The sequence below is a fragment of the Psychrobacter sp. 4Dc genome (genome assembly GCF_002836715.1).
Lineage (GTDB): Bacteria > Pseudomonadota > Gammaproteobacteria > Pseudomonadales > Moraxellaceae > Psychrobacter.
Window position 1 is genome coordinate 65,471 of the sequence record NZ_PJAT01000097.1, and the last position, 21,002, is coordinate 86,472.

The 21,002-nt window shown below is 43.7% G+C and carries 20 protein-coding genes; 7 read left to right on the forward strand and 13 right to left on the reverse strand.

Going from position 1 to position 21,002, the window contains the following annotated elements:
- The first annotated feature begins 208 nt into the window (after positions 1–208).
- Together guaA and CXF61_RS07960 are read left to right on the forward strand one after the other, a co-directional pair.
- Positions 209–1,819 carry a glutamine-hydrolyzing GMP synthase gene (guaA, locus tag CXF61_RS07955; protein ID WP_057757585.1) on the forward strand — a complete coding sequence of 537 codons (1,611 nt, stop codon included), beginning with the start codon at positions 209–211 and terminating at the stop codon, positions 1,817–1,819.
- A 48-nt stretch (positions 1,820–1,867) separates the two neighbouring features.
- Positions 1,868–2,854 (forward strand): tetratricopeptide repeat protein, encoded by a 987-nt coding sequence (locus CXF61_RS07960; RefSeq protein ID WP_102076599.1) that lies wholly within the window; start codon positions 1,868–1,870, stop codon positions 2,852–2,854.
- Positions 2,855–2,929: 75 nt separating this feature from the next.
- Here the strand turns inward: CXF61_RS07960 and CXF61_RS07965 are convergent, their stop codons facing one another.
- From CXF61_RS07965 to CXF61_RS08000, 8 genes are all read right to left on the reverse strand, one after another.
- The gene (locus tag CXF61_RS07965; RefSeq protein ID WP_165597818.1) at positions 2,930–3,778 is read right to left on the reverse strand and encodes an HNH endonuclease; all 849 of its coding nucleotides are present in this window, start codon (positions 3,776–3,778) and stop codon (positions 2,930–2,932) included.
- Positions 3,779–3,911: 133 nt separating this feature from the next.
- Complete coding sequence (locus CXF61_RS07970) at positions 3,912–4,916, reverse strand: YhdH/YhfP family quinone oxidoreductase (protein WP_165597819.1); 1,005 nt, start codon at positions 4,914–4,916, stop codon at positions 3,912–3,914.
- A gap of 184 nt (positions 4,917–5,100) precedes the next feature.
- Positions 5,101–6,078: a zinc-binding dehydrogenase gene (locus CXF61_RS07975; protein WP_165597820.1), complete on the reverse strand. Its 978-nt coding sequence runs from the start codon at positions 6,076–6,078 to the stop codon at positions 5,101–5,103.
- A 235-nt stretch (positions 6,079–6,313) separates the two neighbouring features.
- Positions 6,314–6,568, reverse strand: a complete 255-nt coding sequence (locus CXF61_RS07980; RefSeq protein WP_165597821.1) for a DUF2798 domain-containing protein — start codon at positions 6,566–6,568, stop codon at positions 6,314–6,316.
- A 297-nt stretch (positions 6,569–6,865) separates the two neighbouring features.
- Complete coding sequence (locus CXF61_RS07985; RefSeq protein ID WP_165597822.1) at positions 6,866–7,243, reverse strand: DsrE family protein; 378 nt, start codon at positions 7,241–7,243, stop codon at positions 6,866–6,868.
- Between the two features lie 177 nt (positions 7,244–7,420).
- Positions 7,421–7,972, reverse strand: coding sequence for an acyl-CoA thioesterase (locus tag CXF61_RS07990; protein WP_057757622.1), 552 nt, complete (start codon positions 7,970–7,972; stop codon positions 7,421–7,423).
- 50 nt (positions 7,973–8,022) lie between these two features.
- Entirely contained in the window at positions 8,023–9,120 is a 1,098-nt protein-coding gene (locus tag CXF61_RS07995) for a YheT family hydrolase (RefSeq protein WP_165597823.1), read from the reverse strand.
- A gap of 261 nt (positions 9,121–9,381) precedes the next feature.
- Positions 9,382–9,984 (reverse strand): YigZ family protein, encoded by a 603-nt coding sequence (locus CXF61_RS08000; protein ID WP_165597824.1) that lies wholly within the window; start codon positions 9,982–9,984, stop codon positions 9,382–9,384.
- 197 nt (positions 9,985–10,181) lie between these two features.
- Here CXF61_RS08000 and CXF61_RS08005 point away from each other — a divergent pair, with 197 nt between their 5' ends.
- Both CXF61_RS08005 and CXF61_RS08010 read left to right on the forward strand, forming a co-directional pair.
- Entirely contained in the window at positions 10,182–10,886 is a 705-nt protein-coding gene (locus tag CXF61_RS08005; protein WP_057757631.1) for a pseudouridine synthase, read from the forward strand.
- Between the two features lie 377 nt (positions 10,887–11,263).
- Positions 11,264–12,328, forward strand: coding sequence for a disulfide isomerase DsbC N-terminal domain-containing protein (locus CXF61_RS08010; protein ID WP_165597825.1), 1,065 nt, complete (start codon positions 11,264–11,266; stop codon positions 12,326–12,328).
- Positions 12,329–12,483: 155 nt separating this feature from the next.
- On the opposite strand, the gene CXF61_RS08015 is transcribed toward CXF61_RS08010, so the two are convergent.
- Positions 12,484–13,302, reverse strand: coding sequence for a DUF2939 domain-containing protein (locus tag CXF61_RS08015; protein WP_227526630.1), 819 nt, complete (start codon positions 13,300–13,302; stop codon positions 12,484–12,486).
- Positions 13,303–13,557: 255 nt separating this feature from the next.
- On the opposite strand from CXF61_RS08015, the gene dnaJ reads away from it, so the two are divergent.
- From dnaJ to CXF61_RS08030, 3 genes are all read left to right on the forward strand, one after another.
- A complete protein-coding gene (gene dnaJ, locus CXF61_RS08020; RefSeq protein ID WP_057757637.1) occupies positions 13,558–14,694 on the forward strand; it encodes a molecular chaperone DnaJ in 1,137 nt (378 codons plus the stop codon).
- 172 nt (positions 14,695–14,866) lie between these two features.
- A complete protein-coding gene (gene dapB, locus CXF61_RS08025; RefSeq protein WP_165597826.1) occupies positions 14,867–15,697 on the forward strand; it encodes a 4-hydroxy-tetrahydrodipicolinate reductase in 831 nt (276 codons plus the stop codon).
- A gap of 84 nt (positions 15,698–15,781) precedes the next feature.
- Positions 15,782–16,690, forward strand: coding sequence for a hypothetical protein (locus CXF61_RS08030; RefSeq protein ID WP_165597827.1), 909 nt, complete (start codon positions 15,782–15,784; stop codon positions 16,688–16,690).
- 78 nt (positions 16,691–16,768) lie between these two features.
- Here the strand turns inward: CXF61_RS08030 and CXF61_RS08035 are convergent, their stop codons facing one another.
- From CXF61_RS08035 to mpl, 4 genes are all read right to left on the reverse strand, one after another.
- Positions 16,769–17,944, reverse strand: a complete 1,176-nt coding sequence (locus tag CXF61_RS08035) for a type III PLP-dependent enzyme (protein WP_165597836.1) — start codon at positions 17,942–17,944, stop codon at positions 16,769–16,771.
- Between the two features lie 146 nt (positions 17,945–18,090).
- The gene (def, locus tag CXF61_RS08040) at positions 18,091–18,645 is read right to left on the reverse strand and encodes a peptide deformylase (RefSeq protein WP_057757649.1); all 555 of its coding nucleotides are present in this window, start codon (positions 18,643–18,645) and stop codon (positions 18,091–18,093) included.
- A 233-nt stretch (positions 18,646–18,878) separates the two neighbouring features.
- Entirely contained in the window at positions 18,879–19,133 is a 255-nt protein-coding gene (locus CXF61_RS08045; RefSeq protein ID WP_057757652.1) for a GlsB/YeaQ/YmgE family stress response membrane protein, read from the reverse strand.
- Between the two features lie 344 nt (positions 19,134–19,477).
- The gene (gene mpl / locus CXF61_RS08050; protein ID WP_165597828.1) at positions 19,478–20,959 is read right to left on the reverse strand and encodes a UDP-N-acetylmuramate:L-alanyl-gamma-D-glutamyl-meso-diaminopimelate ligase; all 1,482 of its coding nucleotides are present in this window, start codon (positions 20,957–20,959) and stop codon (positions 19,478–19,480) included.
- Positions 20,960–21,002: the final 43 nt, after the last annotated feature.

Consider the following 21,002-nt stretch of genomic DNA (forward strand, 5'->3'; position numbering starts at 1 on the left):
TGGCTGATGAATAGAGAAGAAGATAGTTTGCTCGTAATTGGGTTTGCTATCTACTCTTTGCTTATTTTTATCCTTACTTAGGGAGTAATTATTCAAATTGAGGGTATGCGCGAATAATAATCGTGAATAATTAACCATCTAATAGCCAATAGAGGGCGTAAACTTGTTAAAATAGGGCACCAATTTATCTATTGATGGATATCGATTTATGACCACTGCTGCTGCCACTCCTGCAATCAAAGAAGATCGCATCTTAATCCTCGATTTTGGCTCGCAATATAGCCAGTTAATCGCCCGCCGTGTGCGCGATTCAGGGGTGTTTTGTGAGATGTTCCCTTATGATATCGACACTCAGCGCATCATCGATTTTGGCGCAAAAGGCGTCATTTTGTCAGGTGGCCCTGAGAGCGTCCACGCAGAAAACAGCCCACGTATCAACGATGCGGTATTTGATCTAGGCGTGCCAGTACTAGGTATCTGCTACGGTATGCAAGCAATGGCAGATCGTTTTGGCGGGCAAGTTCATGCCAGTGATATTCATGAGTTTGGTGCGGCGACTATCGAAGTAAATGGTCACTCGCAGCTGACTGACGGCATCGAAGATAGCAAGACTGACGGCGCTGCTGCCAAACTAAACGTTTGGATGAGTCATGGTGACAAGGTCATCGAAGTACCTGAAGGCTTTGACATCATCGCTAGCACGCCAAGCTGTCCGATCGCGATTATGGCAAATGATGACAAGCAATACTACGGCCTACAGTTCCACCCAGAAGTCACGCATACGCTACAAGGTCAAGCGCTGCTTGGTCGTTTCGTGCATCAAATCTGTGAATGTGCAGGTGAGTGGACGCCAGACAATATCGCTGATATGCGTATCGCACAGTTAAAAGAGCAAATCGGTGACAAGCAAGTATTGCTAGGTCTATCGGGCGGTGTTGATAGTTCAGTCGTTGCCGCGTTATTGCACAAAGCAATCGGCGATCAGCTGACTTGTGTGTTCGTTGATAACGGCCTATTGCGTCTGCATGAAGGTGACCAAGTCATGCAAATCTTTGCAGAAAACATGGGTGTAAAAGTCATCCGTGTTGATGCTGAAGATTTGTTCTTGGATGCGCTAGCAGGCGAGTCTGATCCAGAGAAAAAACGTAAAATCATCGGCAAGACGTTCATTGACGTATTCGCTGATAGCGCGCGTCAAGTGAGTGAGCAGAGTGATGGTAAAGTCGTTGAATTCTTAGCACAGGGTACGATTTACCCAGACGTGATCGAATCTGCTAAGTCACATCAAGGCAAAGCTCATGTCATTAAGAGCCACCATAACGTAGGCGGTTTGCCAGATGACTTGGCATTTAAACTGATTGAGCCGTTACGTGATTTGTTCAAAGACGAAGTACGCAAGCTTGGTATTACGCTAGGGTTACCAGCCAAAATGATCTATCGTCATCCGTTCCCAGGTCCAGGTTTAGGTGTGCGTATTCTTGGTGAAGTTAAAAAAGAATACGCTGATATCCTACGTTTGGCTGATGCTATCTTTATGCAAGAGCTTGAGCGCTCAGGCTGGTATGACAAGACGGCACAAGCATTTGCGGTATTCCAACCAATCAAATCTGTCGGCGTGGTCGGCGATGGCCGCCGCTATGCATGGGTAATCGCGCTACGTGCAGTTGAGACCGTAGACTTTATGACGGCTCGCTTTGCGCATCTGCCGTATGATTTGATCGAGACCGTATCGAACCGCATTATGAATGAAATCGCTGAAGTATCACGCGTGACTTATGATGTATCGAGCAAGCCGCCTGCTACGATTGAGTGGGAATAATTATTCATATGCTATGATTGTAATATCAACGCAAAGGAGTGATGGACTATGAAACTGGTTCATGTGGGACAAAACGAGTGGATGTTTGAAGATGACGTTAGCGATAAGTCGGCTGACAATAGATCAAATGCGCTTGGCGCTGGTAGAGCGCTTAATCTTAAAATAAAAGCCTTTGTAGATGCCGAGGTAAAAAGAGGTCGTGATATCAACGATATTATGAATGAAGTCATGACCAAATTTCAGCATGAAATTGTGCAAGACTTTGATGAGCAGCCGCCAACCTCATTCCAAGTGATACAGATGACGCTGGAGAAAGAAGGTTATGAAGTGGCTCGTGATATTGCTCAGTTTTTAGTATTAGAGAATATGAATGACCCTGATGCTTACTTTAACTTAGCATTTTTGTGTGAGCAGCATGATGACAGCTTTTTAGCACTATTGAGTAGCCGCGAATGTATGCGCCTATACTTAGAGTATTTCCCCAAAAACTTTAATTGGCAAAAAAGTAAGCTGCCATGGGGCATCATGGAGAACCGTCCCTTTTTGCGAGCGCTGTTTCAGCTGGCAAATGTCTATGCTGACAATATGAGCTTTGATGAAGCCTGCGAGCAGGGAGAAAGGCTGCTACAAGTTTGCCCTAATGACAACCTAGGTATGCGTGAAGCGCTGATAGAATGGTACATGTTTACCGAAGAGTATCAGAAAATAATTCGAATTTGCGACAACTATCCAGAGGATATGCTTGCAAATATCGCTTTCGGTAAGGTGCTGGCTTACTGTTATCAAGATAAATTAGATAAGGCTGAAAAAGAGTGGGATATCGCAAAAGATAACTTGCCTGAAGTGGCGCATGAAATTCTTAAAAAGCGTCATCCTAGACCACGCGGTATGGGTATCAATAGTTATGGTATCGAAATTGGTGGTAAAGAGCAGGCTTATCTCTACTGGCAAGATATGGGCGATTGGTGGGAAGAAAATACTACCGCTCAAACCCTGATTGAGAAAAAACGTGCTGAGAAAAAGAAGAAAAAATAATTTGATTTAGCGGCACTTCTCTTTAGTTAAAACACTCAACTTAGTTGGGTGTTTTTTGTTTTAAACATAAAAGTTTTACTCGATAAGTTTTGCTTCGATAGCAGCAACTTTGTTTATTAACTTATTATTAAATTCTAAATGGCCTAAAGAGTAGTGAGCTTTTCGATGACAGGTAGGACATAACGCAATAACGTTTTGAGGTAAGTCCGCACCACCATCTGCCAATCTAGTTAGATGATGAACTTCCAGATAAGGTCCAGATTTAGTTTCAAATGGCGCTGTCTCATTACATCCCTCGCATAAACCATTAGCTCTTTTTTTAGCATACAGCTTAATTGCTGTACTACGGTTTTGAATAGACTGAATTTTTTCTTGAGTGCTTGCGTGGGTTGGTGTTGAACTTAAGGCAATTTCTCGTAATTGCTGTAATGATTTACCTTTACTAGGCTTAATGATATAAACGGCTTTAGGGGCTTTAACTACTTTAGATGGCAGGGTTTGAGTTGTATCAATATTTTTAGTATTAACCATATCTAGATGAAAAATGATAGCGACACGAAGCTCGCCATTTCTATCTGGCCGTTCTTCAATATGATGAAAAACGTAATTACAATACCCTAAAAACCGTACAAAGCCTCGTGATGTTGATTCGAAAAGTAGAATTTCTTTATTGTTTTTTTGATGATCATGAATTGCCAAATTACCTTTGGTCATTTTCATGTCACCTTCTTGGCCTTCACCCGTATATTTAAAGGTGCCGTTAGGGTCAAAATCATCAATATAGCCATATTCGCCGCCAGCATCGCCGGTAAAAATAAATATATAGGGATGCTCGGCAGGCGTTGCTATACCTCCATATTGCTGGCCCTTATATCTACCGTGTATATCAGCACGCCTATTATAAATTTTTCCTATCTCAAACAATTTAACTTCCTTATTGTTAATATTCCATAAAACCAATATAGTAAACTTAAGTTTGTTAAAGTCAATTAAAAAAGCGGTGCTCTTTCAGATAAAGAGCACCGCTACTGTTTATAATATTTGTTCTGAAGAAAACCTAACCCTTCACATTCACTATATAACGCCCAACCACTTTGCTCGACATAAAGCGATCTAAGTATTCTGGCGTTTGCTCTAGCGTAATCTCTTCACCATAGCTCTCAAGATTAGGCAGCTTCATATCAGTGGCAACACGTTTCCAAATGGCTTCTTTATCTGCCAGTGGGATATAGACCGAGTCGATACCCAATAATGATACCGCTCTAGTGATAAACGGCATGACCGTCATTGAAAACTCAGCGCCACCTGCTAGACCACAGCTCGTCACCGCGCCGCCCGCTTTGGTTTGCTTGAGCAAATTAGCTAGATAATCGCCACCGAGCGTATCAATGGCATTGGCCCACAGCTCACGGCCGATAGGTTTGCTACCGATTTCATTGATCGTATCGCGATGACGGACTTCACTCGCGCCAAGATCTTTTAGATAATCGCTTTGTTCAGTCTTACCTGAGAAGGCGATAACCTCGTAGCCCAATTGACTTAATATCGCGATACTGATACTACCCACGCCGCCTGTTGCGCCAGTCACAGCAACTGGGCCATCACTTGGTTTTGCGCCCATTTTCTCTAGCTTTTGCACACTTAGTGCTGCGGTTAGGCCGCCAGTACCATAGGTCATCGCTTCTTTTAGCGTCAGCGTTTCTGGGCAAGGTAGCGCCCACTCTGCTGGTATAGAGATCATCTGACCGAGACCGCCATCTGTGTCCATACCGAGATCATAGCCGAATACCAATACTTCTTGTCCTGCGCTAAATGTGCCTGACTTATCACTGACGACCACGCCAGCTGCGTCGATACCAGGGGTATGCGGGTACTGTTTGGTGATTCGTTTATTACCAGTGGCTGACATCGCATCTTTAAAGTTTAACGATGAATAATGCACTTCGATGAGCAAGTCATTCTCTGGCAAGTCACTAACTTTGCGTTCTTGAATGCTTTTTTTGAATTCACCATCGCTGGTTTCTTCGACGACTAAGGCTTTGAAAGTTGTATCGTTTGACATGGTTATATCCTTATTAAATCTTATTATTTATGTTCATTGGCTTAGCGATAGATATGATTACTGCTACAGCAGAATGGTTAAAAAAGCCCACCGTATCTTATCGCTAATACACATGGGCTTTCTTATATTTGCTAATACCGCTGGTTTTTGCCCTTATTACGAAATTACGAGGCGAGTATAGGAATTAAGGTTTTAAAAGAACTTTGCCTTTTTTACTTGATTGTACTTTTCCAGAGACGGCAGTTGTGATATCGTCTAGACTATAGACGGCTTCGATCGGTAGCTTCAAATCGCCATTCGACGCACGTTCTAGTAGCTCATCGATTAGACGTTGTTTGTTGTCTAGATCCATTTCTTGGCTGGTTTTGCTACCCCAGAATCCTTTGACAGTGGCTTGCTTAAAGATCAGGCTACCAGCGTCCAGTGCCATTGGTTTGCCTGACATGATACCAAATGAGACCAGCGTGCCCTTGCTACCCAGTAGCGATAGTAGCTCATTGCTCGACTCACCACCGACTGAATCAACGGCTGCTGTGATCTTGTCATCGCCGATGATGGCACGGACTTGGTCTTTCCAGTCATCATCAGCAGTGACGACATTGTTTTTGATACCGAGTGAGGTCAGCTCTTCTATCGCGTCTTTGCTACGTACGAGGTTAATCGTATTCACGCCGCGTGCTGCTGCGAGCATGGCAAGGGTTTTACCCACAGCGCCGTTTGCCGCATTGTGGATGATCCATTGACCGCTATTCACTTCTAAGAATTCTAATAGCATTAAGGCAGACAGCGGCATCGCAATCAGCTGGGCAGCCAACTCGTCTTCGATGCTATCAGGCATGTTAAATACCATGCTGGCAGGGGCGACAAAATACTCCGCCCACGTCTCATGCACACTGGCACACGCCACACGCTGACCAACACTAAAGTCTGTCACGTCAGCGCCTACCGCATCGATAATGCCTAGCGCCTCACTACCACCGATGGCTGGCATCTCAGGCTTATAGCCATATTGTCCACTCACTGTCAGCATGTCATGGTTGTGAATAGGTGAGAGGATGGTTTTGATACGGACTTCGTTGGCAGCAGGCTGCGGCATCGGACTGTCGCCAACGCTCAATACGTTGGAGGGTTTGCCAAAGCTGTTATGAATAGCACTACGCATGATGATTTCCTTTGTTTATTTTTAATGATCGTATTCTAGTTATTTGATTGTCTGTCGGTGATGGACACTCGAAGAAAGAGTGTAATCAGCTAACAACAGTAGCAACTTTGATGGATTGTTATCAGTACTTTTTTGGTTAAGTAACGTTGTTGCTTACTGATGAGGACATTGCATAGTTATGGCAAATTTAAGATAACGATATTATTGGGAAACATGCTGTAGTGCATAGGAGTATTTAATAAAACTCTATTCTACTCAGTACATGCTCTTGTACTAGATAGGCACAGATATATGCGCTTGGCCACGCAAAAATAAAGGCCAGCCCCCACGAATGCATCAACTCCATAAAAAATCCGTCGATAAAGCCTTGTTTGACCACCAATAGGGCTGTTGAGATAATCAGTGACATCATCATCGCCATCAGACCTGTAAAGATAAGGCGATAGAGCTTGCGACGAATGCGTATTCTGATAGTGGGAAAGTTGGTCATAGTGTTCGGTGTCCTACAGGATGATAGCAATTAATGACGCTCAGCCTATGATGCGGGCATACATTGTAAATATAATAGTCAGGTAATGAGTAGTTATAGTAAATAGGGTGGTAACTACCAGTATCCATCATACTCTGTGATGCCGAACGGGTAAAATCGTTATTATCAATGGTAGGGTTTGCGATATGTTATTAAGTAAGTACCCTGCCAATCTAAAAACGAAAAAAGAAACACCAGAATATCTGATGTTTCTTTACTATCTAATAGAATTATACAAATGAACCATTTACGAGCATCTTAATTCAACTGCAACGACCCTTTTGCATTCATCAGCAGCTCAACCACATCATCACCACTAATTACTTCAAAGCGCTTATCGATATCGGACTCTTCTACACCGTTGTGTTTCATACAAGCGCCGCAGACCAATACTTGACCACCTTTTTCGATAAAGGCTTCTAGTAACTCACCAGCTGGCTCAAACGGATCACCAATATCTACATTGTCTAGCGCGTTTGGTTTTGCTAGATGCACCCCATCCACCATTAATATCACAGTAGCAGAATGGCCTTTTTTCAGTGCCACGCCTGCCATGGTAAACGCTAAAGTAATTTTGCTTGGGTTTGATTCGCTATTATCAAATAACGTACCGACATAATCTGTTGTATTAGCCATATTATTCTCCTTATAAGACTATATTTGTTTTGTCTGAGTATGTACTCACCACTATCCTAACATTTATTATATGTATTTATATAATGAGTTGTTATGAAATAGTAGCTATAAGGTTGCTTGCTTGTACTATCTGTTAAATAAATCAAAAGTAATAGATTTCTAGCTTATAAAGTTAAGTCAGTCAGCTGTATCGACAGGCGGCCACGGACGATCAGCATCACTTTTGATCCACTCAGCCACGTAACCCGTTGGCGGTAGATCCCAGTCAGATTGGCCAAGTGCAGCCAGTACTTGTGCCGTGTCGATCACTCTGCCGCCCTTGGTCACACCGGTACGCAGTAGACCAGATGAGCAGGGCTGCCCTTTGACCCACATTGATTGCTCAATATACAGCCAGCGTGCGTCGATACCGACGATTTTGGTCTTGAGTGTGACTTTTTGAAAAGCGCGAATACGCTTACGGTATTGAATAGTGCTGCCAGCGATGACCAGACCCCAACGTTGTTTTAACAACTGCTTGCCAAGCCCAGTCCGTACCGCAAAGTCCATACGACCCAAATCATAAAGCGTAAATACGCGGCCGTTATTCATCTCCAAAAAATTATCTATATCGGATAAGCGGCAGCGAAACTGAATCTCACTGGTGTCCTTAAACGTCAGTGTATCGCCCTTTTTTGCTTTTAGGGCAGCATGAGCGATGGTGCTAGCATAACGGATAAATGGGTACATAAAACATTCTCAAAAGGTTATAAACGTTGGCGTTATTATTTTGTCATTGATTATTTATTGTCAGAGACCACATCCTGAGAAGACTCGCTAATAGAAGCCACACCAATCCAATTAAAATAAGCGCTGACCGTTTCAGGTATCCAGTTGATATCGAACTTTGAAGTCTTGGACTCTTTATCATTGGTGACAGACGATTTGTTTTTGGACTGACCGTTGTCTGAGCGATAACGCAAATAACCGATGTGCCCACCGTGGTCAGTATCTAAGATAGTGACACTCTCAGAGACATCATTTGGCGTAGCAGTGAAGCCGATAAAAGGATCGTCTTTTGCACTGATTAATAGCAGAGGGTGAGTGACGTTGCGCAAATACGGCATGGCGGATGCGGTATGGTAATAATCGTTTTTGGAGCGATATCCGTGACGCGGCGCAGTAAAGATATCGTCGAAATCACTGATACGATTGGCAGCTTTGATAGAGTTGATTTCATCTTGCGTGAGATCGTTTGCCAATGCTTTTTTGATAATTGGGTTAAGCAGGTACGGCGTATAGATACGATGACTCAAAAAGCTGTGCATAGTAATGGCAGCTGAAGACATATCGACTGGCGCAGAGATGACAACAGCACCTTTACAAAGGACTTTGTCCTCATATTCGCCCATGTATTTGGCCAGTGCATTGCCACCTAATGAGACGCCAACCGCATAGATATTGGCATACTGCTCACGCAAATTCTGTAGCGCATGATGCACCTCGTCAGTGTCGCCTGCATTATAAAATACTGTGCCACTGGCAGGAATACCACCGCAGCTACGGAAATGTGCCACCACAAAATGCCAGCCTTGCGCGTGCATTTGGTACGCTAGTGCGCGAGCGTAATGACTGTCACTACTGCCTTCCATCCCGTGGAATAGAACAATCAATGGGGTTTGCTCAAGCTCGCCATCTTTTGATACTTCTATAGGGTGCGCATCATAGAAGTCATAGGCAATATCGCTCTCATCCAGTGAGTCTTTTTCGACCACGCGGCGGTAGGTGGGTGCCTTTGGCGCAAAAAACTTGGGCAGGATGCTTTGTAGATGAGGATTGGTCAGCCAAAATGGTGGCTTAAAAGGGGCTGGAGAAAAAGGTTTGGTTGAAGTTGACATATATTGGTCTTATTTAATAGTCGTGGAAAAACAAATAGAGTAGTGTGATAAGGGTTTTTTATCATAACGCCAGTACCTGTGAAAACCAATAATTTTCAGTGAACGCATAATTACTGAAAAGCAGTTACTGAAAACAGCTGCTGAAAATTATTGGCTCAAAATCATTTACTGAGAAACAGTTACTGTAAAAAAGCTAGTAAATAAGCATATTGAAAAGAGAACTGTTCAAAATTTGCGACGAGAGTAGTTAACCAGAAATTTTTATTCTTCTGGCTTATCCAATACTCGACCATCCATTGCTAAACGCGCTTTTAAATTTTCGACATCTGCTTCAGCAAGTGTGGCGGTTAAGGTCACTTGTTTACTATAGGCGACATCGTCGATATGACCGCCAAGGCTCTCTATCATATAGCGGCATTGCGCTTCAGTCGCAAACTCTGCCAGTATCTGAATCTGGGTCATCGGTACATAAGGGTTTAATATCATCTCGTCGACGGCCGCTTGAGCAGAGCCTGCATAAGCACGGGTAAGACCGCCAGCACCCAATTTGATACCACCGAAGTAACGCACCACGACGATAATCACATTGCCGATCGACTTATGCTGCAGTACATTCAATATCGGTCGACCAGCCGTACCGCTAGGCTCGCCATCATCATCGAAACCAGCACTAGTGGTATTATCTGGATCACCGATGATGTATGCCCAGCAGAAATGCCGGGCATCGGGATATTGCTCGCGCAGTTGTTCCACGTGAAACATTGCTTGCTCGCGAGAGGTTACCGGATAGGCATAGGCGATAAACTCAGATTTTTTAATTTCGAGTCGCGTGGTAACGGCACGTTTTAGCGTTTGATAGCTCATATTTCATCAGGCTTAGGTTGGATATGTTAAACTGGTCTGACTTTCACTGGCTTTTGTATTGGGAACAGTGTTTATTTAATTTTTCATTATAGTACCATTTCTAACCATCGAAGATAACGAGCCGCTCACGGCTGAGTGCTGGCGTCGTTAGTTTCTGATTTAGGGCTGGTATAATAAAACCGATGGTAGTAAATAGTATGCGTTTAGATAAATTCATTAGTAAAGCCACCGAGCTGTCGCGTAAAGAGTCAAAGAAGATCATGCACGCCGGCGAAATCACCGTAAACGATCAAGTAGTCAAAGATCCTGGCCTACATGTCGATGTGGTCAATGATGATGTGATGTGGGCAGGCGAGCCGTTGTCGGTCGCTGCGGGTAATCGCTATATCTTATTGTATAAGCCTGAAGGCTTCGAGTGCACGCTAAAAGTTAAAGAATATCCAATCGTCACTGAACTGATTGCTGTACCAGAATTGGGCAGCTTGCGTATCGCTGGGCGTCTCGATGTCGATACCACTGGCGCATTGCTGATGAGTGATGATGGCGGCTGGCTGCACCGTGTCACTAGTCCTAAGCACGAGCATGCAAAGGTGTACGAGCTGACTTTGGCAGATGCAATGGATAGTGATGCACAAGAAAAAGCCGTTAAGAAAGTGGCTGAAGGCATCTTGCTTGAAGGGGATTACGAGCCAACCAAGCCTGCTGTTCTTGAGTTCATTGATGAAAAACATGCACGTCTGACATTAGAGCAGGGCAAATACCATCAGGTCAAACGTATGATGGGTTACTTCGGTAATCGAGTAACTGAGCTGCACCGCGCTAGTATCGGTCATATCAATCTAGAAGGCCTAGAAAAAGGCGATAGCCGTTTCTTAACGCCAGAAGAAGTTGCCAAGTTTTAAGAAATAAGCACTGAAACTATTAAGCTTTGGCATTAGTATTTGTCTTGAAATTACCGTTTTAAACCCATTAGCAGCCGCTACCCAGTGTGCTGCTTTTTGCGGTCTGCTATATTGTATTTATGTCTACTACCTACCTGTGTTGCCTATCTCTTAAAGCTAAGTAGCAGTTTTGCGATATTTGCAATTTATTGCTTTGCAAAACTATCCCATATGCTACAGTCTTTTTTATCTATATTTTTATGACAGACAACCCTTAAACCAACTCTAAAAATCTGACTAATCAGAAAATGTATTGCTACCTTTCAGTTAGTAATAGCTTTGGAATTGGTCTTAATATTGAAAACCGTCATGATTAAAAACCAGATAGGAATCTCTCTGTGACATTACCTGTATTAAAGTCCGCTAGCCTAATCAGCGTCATACTATTAGCAACCACTGCTTGCGCTCAGCCAAGTTCAGCGGATGCCAACAGCAATAACGTAACGCAAAGCACTACAAATTCGCAAGCAATTCAGACAGTGAATGCGGCTGTCGATAAGCGATTACGTCAAATATTGACCCAAGCAGGTATCAAAACACAGATTACTTCTATTGTGCCATCCAAACTGCCCAATATGTATCAAGTGAATTTGGCTGGACAACTGCCGCTGCACATTACCGAAGATGGTCGTTACGTCATACAGGGTGAGCTACAGAAAAACCCAAGCAAGCGGGTAGTGACCAAAACACCAGTACGTAGCACGAGTTCGCAGGTAGGCGAACCTGTCAGTGCCTCAGTCAAATCGTCTATGCTAGCAAATATGAGCGCGCTTAAGAACATGAGCGCGAAAACACCATTCTTTTATACCGCAATACCGGGTGTTATCTGGGGAGCAACGCTAGAAGGCGTGCCGTTTTTACTATCAGATGATGCGCAGTATATTACCGATGGCGAAATATCAGTCATCGAAAATGGTCAATTTATCGGTCTCGATGAGAACTTTGAAAAACATAAAAACCAGTCTGTGTTTGCGTCATTGGACAAAAGCCAGTTGATTACTTATCCAGCAACCACTACTGAGAGAGCCGTTATCTATGTGGCTGATGATGTGAATTGTCCTTATTGCCGCCTTTTGCATCAGCAAGTGCCATCGCTTAATGCAAAAGGCGTGACAGTCAATGTCATCGGTTATCCGATATATGAGGCGTCACCGAAGCAGATGCGTGGTATCTGGTGCCAAGCGGATGAAGACAGTCGTCGTCAGGCATTTGATAAGGCGATGCTACAAGGTGAAATGACGCCTGAATCAGCAAGTTGTACAGTTGACCATGTGACACCCAATCGTGAAAAAGCAGCTGGACTCGCGGTAATGGCGACGCCTGCCATCTATCGTGAAGATGGCGTGCTATATCAGGCGAGTTTTGAGAGTCCAGAATTTCTAGAATTCTTGGGCGTTGAATAATCGACTGGTATGGTTAAGTGTTTCAATAATTCAAAACTTTAAGGTATTGGACTGCTAAACAACGTAAAAAAAACCGCCTTATGAATCAGTTCATAAGGCGGTTTTTTATGGTTCTATTCAGAAGTTTTTGCATTTCAAAAGCTGTCTTAAATAATTTATGGTAAGACGATATCAACAATTTTCCAATTGATAAGCCCTTCACGCTGCATCTCGATAGTAAGAGGATAGCCTTTTACCTGACCACTAATACTAAAACAATTGATACCGCAGTAGCTAAGCGTTGGCTTTTCACTATCATTGCCTTGGGCTACTTGCTGCTCAAGCTCTGCCGCTTGTTTTTTCATGACTTGCTGCATTTGGCTTTTGACCACCGCATCGACATCACCGCGCTGAATGATTAAGCTCTGAATTAGGTTTTTCAAGTCAACTTGATCGCTAGCGATGGCCCATGCTGCGGCTAGCTCTTTGGTTGCTGTATTGGCTTGACCTTGGGTATTAATCACCTTTTCGATATTCTGCGGAGTGATAGCACCTTCAACTGCCTGCGCGATAAAACCATTCGCGGCTTGGGTCAACGGCTCACCGCCCAATTCAGAAATTAGTGGATACTTAGTCATTGTCGTCGCAAATTGGCTGGTTAGCTGATTTTGGACGCTTGGTCGCACTTGCTCATAATCAATAGCCGCTGCGATAGTGGCACCGTCTTTATCGTCATAAGCGTTTTTGAGCTGATAAGCGCTGTAATAAGGCGAGCCTGCATACACTGCTACCGCAATTATGATTAATAGAATAACCAGCTTTTTCATAAGACTTGATACCTTGTCGCAAGCGTCATCACTATGATTATAAATGACCGTAGATGTGGCGGTAAATATTAGCACGACTGGGCACCGCTCAGGTACGAAAAGCTTTGCAGTAACCTTAATGAATCGTTTGGCTTTTGCCGCAGCGATGCCAACTGCTAATTTCATCATTTAAGAGCTTGATAAATCAGCAGACCATCTCCATAAATAGCGCAAACTTTTTATAATTGATTTGGCTAAGCAGCCTTCACCGTATTTGTTGGTTAAGTCTAAGCATTATGGTTCTATAGCATGGTGAGTTGTGATGTTTCATGTGAAACGCTATACATATCCGATAGCTAAGAGTCATGAATAAGATTAAGACAATTATCAATTGAGCTGATTATTTGACGCGCTGGTGTGGCTGTAAAGACGATAGGAGAGAGCATGAGTAAGCGCGATTTTTATGAAATATTAGGTGTCAGCAAGACCGCTGACAGCAAAGAAATTAAGCGAGCCTACCGTAAGCTTGCCATGAAATACCATCCAGATCGCAACTCTGATGATCCTGATTCGGAAGACAAATTCAAAGAAGCTTCAATGGCTTATGAAGTATTGAGCGATGAAGAGAAACGTTCAGCCTACGACCGTATGGGCCATGCAGCCTTTGAAAACGGCATGGGTGGCGGCGGCTTCGGCGGCGCAGGTGGCGGTAACTTCCAAGATATCTTTGGCGATATCTTTGGTAACTTCGGTGATATCTTCGGTCAGCAGCGTGGCGGCGGCGGTGGGCGTTCGCGTCGCGGCTCTGATTTGCGTTATGTGATTGAGCTGACATTAGAAGAAGCCGTACGTGGCTGTAAAAAAGAAATCAGTTTCACGGCTCCTGCGCCTTGTGATACCTGTGATGGTAAAGGGGCAAAAAATGCTTCCGATGTGGTTACCTGTCAGACTTGTCATGGCCAAGGTCAAGTACGTATGCAGCAAGGTTTCTTTGCGGTACAGCAAGCTTGTCCTCATTGCGGCGGTACGGGTAAACAGATCAAAAACCCTTGTTCGGACTGTCATGGCAACGGCGTAAAAGACAAATCACGTACCTTAGAAGTCTCTATCCCTGCAGGCGTCGATGATGGTGATCGCGTTCGTCTAGCTGGCGAAGGCGAAGCAGGCGGTGCTGGCGTACAAAACGGCGATCTATATGTCGAAGTACGCGTCAAACAGCACAATGTATTTACCCGTCAAGGCGCTGACCTATATATGGATGTGCCTGTAAGTATTACTGATGCAGCACTGGGTAAAGAAGTCGAAATCCCAACCTTAGATGGCAAAGTGAAAATCAAAGTGGCAGAAGGTACGCAAAGCGGTAAATTACTGCGTGTACGCGGCAAAGGCGTAACGCCAGTCCGTACTACCATGAAAGGTGACTTGATTTGCCGTGTGGTTATCGAAACGCCAGTGAATCTGACTCGTGAGCAAAAAGACTTGCTACGCCAATTCCAAGACACTTTGGATGACGATAGCAAGCATCAACAGTCGCCACATAAAAAGTCATTCTTCAAGAAAATCGGCGACTTGTTCGATTAAGAAACAGTCTAACTAAGTAGCTAGTATTAAACTAAGCCCAAAGGTTTCACATGAAACCTTTGGGCTTTTTATTGATGGTATAAAAAGCCATTCATGTGATGATATTTGCTAAACTTACGATAAATATGGTCAAAAATAATTTCACCAAATACAAAACATCTAAGGTAAAAACATGAGCGAACAATCGAATAATAAATCTATCAATGTTGGGGTAATCGGTGCAGGCGGGCGTATGGGTCGTATGCTTATCGAGGCAGTACAGAATAACCCGCAAACTACATTAAAAGCAGCGATTGAGCGTCAAGGCTCTAGCCTAGTCGGTGCTGATGCAGGCGAAGTTGCTGCTATCGGCCATTTAAATGTGCAAATCGTTGATGACTTAGCCACTGTGATTAATGATATCGATGTATTAATTGATTTTAGCTTGCCTGACGCCACTGAAAAAAACATGCAAGTTTGTGCTGAGCATAATGTTGCTATGGTCATCGGTACGACAGGATTCAATGAACAGCAAGAACAAGTACTGGCAAAAGCAAGTGAGCAAATCACTATCGTATATGCGGGTAACTATTCGACAGGCGTTAATTTATCATTGAAGCTGCTCGGGATGGCTGCCAAAGCGTTTGGTAATGACGCTGATGTAGAAATCATCGAAGCCCATCATAAGCATAAAATTGATGCGCCTTCTGGTACGGCGTATATGATGGCCGAAGCAGTCGCAGAAGCGCGCGGACAAAACCTAAAAGACGTCGCTATCTATGGCCGCGAAGGACAAACTGGCGAGCGCGAATCTGGGACAATTGGTATTCACGCGATACGTGGTGGCGAAATCGTAGGCGACCATACTGTTATGTTTATCGCAGATGGCGAAGTGGTCGAGATTACCCATCGTGCGCGCGCACGCATGACATTTGCCGCTGGTGCCGTACGTGCCGCAACTTGGGTCGTTGAACAAGAAGTAGGGCAGTACAATATGCAGGATGTACTTGGATTAAGTGACTAACGACTATTTATAGTTAATGGTTAATGATTGACTATAGCGTTATGACTCATGGCTCGATGACTTAATAGCAGCAAGGGAGCAGGTATGAATAGTATCAAACATTATGTTAGGCATAAAATGATTGGTGCTGTTTGTACCATCAACCTTGCGAACCTATCAGCCTTTGCACTGAGTCTAGCGGTTCTACCAATTACCGTACAAGCCAGCACCTCTCAAACCTATGTCATTCATACCTATGGCGGGGCTAGCCTACTACCTGCAGTAAGGCAACAATTAAATAGTAGCGCAGACGGTGGTACGGTGACTACGTATCAAGATAAATTGGTACTGCGAACGACGGCACGCAATTATCAGGCGGTACAGCAGTTGTTGTCTCAGATTGACCGTCAGCCACAGGCATTGACGGCCACCGTACGTGTTGGCAATAGTATTAGCGGGCAAGGTAGTATTCAGCAGGGTCAGGTCATTATCAACAATCGCGGTATTCAAGGTGCAGGAGTCATTAGTCAGCGTAGCAGCCAGCAGCAGGGTAGTAATCTATATCAAGTACAAACGTTGTCTGGCAGCGCGGCGAGCATCAGCACAGGTACGCTTTATTCGCTAATTCAAACCTATAATGCTAATAACTATTCAACTTATCATCGTTCAGCTAGTCACAACTTCAAACCACAGATCGTGATTCAGCAGCAAATACTGCTGCCAACGACACAAGGGATTGCCGTCACACCAAGACTGCTGCCTAGCGGGCAGGTAGAAGTACAACTCTCCCAAGTGGAAGAAAGGTTAATGCAGCCGAATTCATCTTATAATAAAATGAGTTCTACTGACAATACTAGCAATGCTATTCGAAGTCAAAGATTGAACAGTACGATTATCGTGCCGCGTGGACAGTGGGTGACGATTGGACAAGTTTCACAAAACTCAACCAGTAGCACCAGCAACGGTAGCCGTAATACCAATAATAGCGTGCCTATTTCTTTAAGAGTTGAATAGTCATTAAATTGTCAAGCACAAAAAAGCGCGATACGGGTATTAACCGTGCCGCGCTTTTTTGTGGAATAGTATTAAGTACTAGTCAATATAAACCACTTCAAGCGGTGGGAAACCATTGAACTCTACCGATGAGTACGAATTGGTATAAGCACCAGTGGTGAGCCAGTAGATTTTATCACCAATCTCAAGCTCTTCTGGTAGCTGATAACCCGCTTCTTCATACATAATATCAGTTGAGTCACAAGTTGGACCTGCCAGTACTACGGTACCTTCACTGGTAGACGTTTCCATCTTGGGCGTATAGACAGGGTACTTGATGGCTTCGCCTAGCGTCTCGATTAAGCCTTGGAATAGACCAACATCGGTATATACCCAACGAGTCAAATCGGTATCAGACTTACGAGAGATCAGTACCACGTCACTGACCAACACGCCCGAACCACCAACCAACGATCGACCCGGCTCTAAAATAATCTCTGGCATTTTGTCATCATCATAATCGTCAGTCAGATAGCTGGTAATTTCTTCTGCATAGACTTTGATAGGGTTAACTTCGCTGATGTAATTGGTCGGGAAGCCACCACCCAAATTGATCATTTGTAGCTTGATGCCTTCTTCGTTCTTCATCCAGTCAAACATATATTTAACTTTGGCTAACGCATCATCCCATGCAGCGACGTCTTTTTGCTGGCTACCGACGTGGAACGAGATACCATAAGGAACCAAGCCCAGCTCGCGTGCTTGAACCAGTAGGTCGATGGCCATATTAGGATGGCAACCAAACTTACGTGATAATGGCCATTCTGCTGTCTCTGACCCTTGAACCAAGATACGCACAAATATTTTAGAACCTGGAGCGTGTTTGGCAATGTTTTTGAGATCTGCTTCTGAGTCAGTCGCGTATAGATCGATGCCTTTCTCAAAAGCATATTTGACATGTTCAGCTTTTTTGATGGTATTGCCATACGAGATGCGCGATGGCTCAACGCCGCAACCAAGCACGCGATCAAGCTCATAAATAGAGGCACAGTCAAAGTTTGAACCAAGGTTTGCCAATAGGTCGATTACTTCCACCGCAGGGCTAGCTTTCATTGCATAATGCAGTTTAGCGTTAGGAAACAGGCTTACCATCTCATGGTATTTAGTTTCGATACGACTAAGGTCAACTACTAAGAAAGGCGTCTCGCGACCTTCAGCAGCCTTGGTGAATTTCTGCCAGCTGGCAGGTTCAAAATATTGGTCAATTTTGATCATTGTCATAGTAGTAAACCTTTTGTGGAAACTGTATCGGTTAGAAAAATTATCGCCAAACAGTGAATGTTAAATATTAACACCCACTGTAGACGTAACTATGTGAAGGATAAAGACGAAATAAAAAGATAAGAATAAAGAGTAGAGCTTTAAGAATTGACGGCTTGTGTCTGTTTTTCCGCTGATTGTGCTTCTTGCTTTTCACGTATTTTGAGAACTTTGCGAACTTTATCACGAGCACGAGTCTGTTTAAGACGAGACAAGTAGTCAACGAAGATTACGCCATTTAGGTGATCCATTTCATGTTGGATACAAACAGCAAGCAGTCCTTCGACTACCTCATCGATGACCTCACCGTTACCATCTAACGCTTCGATACGGACTTTATTAGGACGTTCGACTTTGTCATAGACATCAGGTACAGATAAGCAGCCTTCTTCATACGGTTGCTTTTCTTCTACCAGTGGCGTGACTTTTGGGTTGATAAAAACTCTAGGAGAGCTTTTATCTTCAGACAAATCCATAACGATAAGTTGAATATGATGATCCACTTGACTGGCTGCAAGCCCAATGCCTTGAGCATCATACATCGTCTCGATCATGTCTGCGATTAAGGTTTTGATTTCAGCAGTCACTTCCTTGACAGGCTTGGCGATGGTACGCAAGCGAGGATCTGGGTAACTTAAGATAGGGAGTAGTGCCATAACGCTCACCTCAATGATAAGGACAAAATAGGGTTGATATTATAAGATAAATGGGGACAAAAGTAATGCTTATCAATACTTTCGCAGTCATATGATGCTATATGTAGGTAGAAAGACTGGATTTCGATAACAAATGGCATAAAAAAGCCCTGCTTAACGCAAGGCTTTGTTTGTATAGTATTTTAATTAGCTAGTAATCATTTATGACTAAACTATGCATGGCTTATGACTAATTATGCACGGCGTTTATTTACAATCATTTCATATAAGAATAATAAGATAATTGCACCAATTACTGAGAATATAAGACCAGTGAAACCGCCATCAGCATTGATACCGATTAGGCCAGCTAGGAAACCACCTAGCATTGCACCAACGATACCCAATACGATAGTCATAATCCAACCCATAGGGTCATTACCTGGTTTGATAGCACGTGCTAATAAACCTGCGACTAAACCTACAATAATCATCCAAATAAAGCTCATGTTATTCTCCTAATATTATTAATATTTATAATGTGTTACAAGTTTTGATAAATCTATTGTAAACACTCCTCGGACGCAAAAGTAAGCATAAAATGTTACTACTGTAGGGGCTATGTGAGGAAAAAGTCCGATTTGCTATCGAGTAAGGGCAATAAGTAAACGAAAGGTTACAAAGGTAGCAGTGGTGCTAACAACGTTTATCAACATGGTACCTGTAGTGCCGAACTCATATAAATATTAGAAGTAAAAAACGCAGCCATCTATTAGATGGCTGCGTTTGTATAGAGGAAAATAAGAAGAGCTGTTTCTTTATAAGAGCTGCTTCTTTATCTTAACTATAAGCGTTAGCCGTTATGCAATGCGGTTAATAAACGCTGATGAATCCCTTCAAAACCGCCATTTGACATAACCACAATCGCGTCACCTGCTTTTGCGTGACTGCTGATATGCTCAATGATAGCATCAATGCTTGATAGCACTTGTTGGTTGCCGATAGCGTCGCTAGTAGACTTAGCTGGTTCGATGACCTCTTTTAAGCCCCATTCCAAACCAGTAGGCTCGTACCATAATGTATAGTCAGCAAGTGCCGCTGATTGAGCCAAGCTGTCTTGATGAATACCCATTTTCATAGTGTTACTACGAGGCTCAATGATAGCCCAAATGCGTCTATCAGCTAGCTTCTTTTTGGCACCATCCAATGTAGTTGTAATAGCCGTTGGATGATGGGCAAAATCATCGAAGACTAAGATGTCATTGACGTCGCCGATCAACTCCATCCGGCGCTTGATACCAGCGAAATCTGATAAAGCAGCACAGGCAGTCTCAACACTGACGCCAACATCATAGGCCGCAGCCACAGCAACTAATGCATTGTTGACGTTATGGATGCCGCTCATCGACCAGTTTACGATAGCAGAAGCATCTTCATCAGCAGCAAAACTGACTTTGAACTTACTGCCGTCTTCTTGAATCAGCTCAGCCTGCCAGTCGCTACTATCTTTTAAAGCACGCGTATTTTCACTGGTATTAGCTAAAGTAGAGTCGATGACGGCAGTACGCCAGATAGGTGTCCAAACCCCTTTTGCTAGCGTCTCTTCTAGACTGATGGTCGCGGCTGGCATGATGATTTTGCCAGTGCTTGGAATCATACGCACCATATGGTGAAACTGGGTTTGTATTGCATTAAGATCTGCGAAGATATCTGCATGATCAAACTCAAGGTTATTCAAAATAGCAGTGCGGGGACGATAGTGAACGAACTTCGAACGCTTATCAAAGAAGGCAGAATCGTACTCATCTGCTTCAATCACAAAGTAGCCAGATTTATCATCAGCGCTTTTATCAGCTCCCAAATAGCTGCTGTGCGCGAACACTTGCTGCAAATGCTCGTCAGTCGTATCAACCAATGGCACGCCCCCAATCAAAAAACCTGCATCGATACCAGCATAATGTAATATCCACGCAAGCATGGTCGTGGTTGTGGTTTTACCGTGTGTCCCTGCAACGGCTATTACATGGCGTGACTGCAATACTTGCTCAGATAAGAACTGCGGACCTGAGGTATAGCGCAAGCCATTATCTAGCATATACTCAATCACATCCATGCCGCGCTTCATCGCGTTCCCAACGACAACTAAGTCTGGCGTTGGTTGCAAGTGCTCTACCAGATAGCCTTCTTCGATAGTCACGCCAGCATTTTCGAGTTGAGTGGACATAGGAGGATAGACATTGGCATCTGAACCCGTGACCGTATGCCCAAGCGCACGTGCTAGCAATGCCAGTGAGCCCATAAAAGTACCACAAATACCAAGGATATGAATATGCATAGACGTTCCGTACGCGCTTGAATGAAAAGAATAGAGAGCTGAT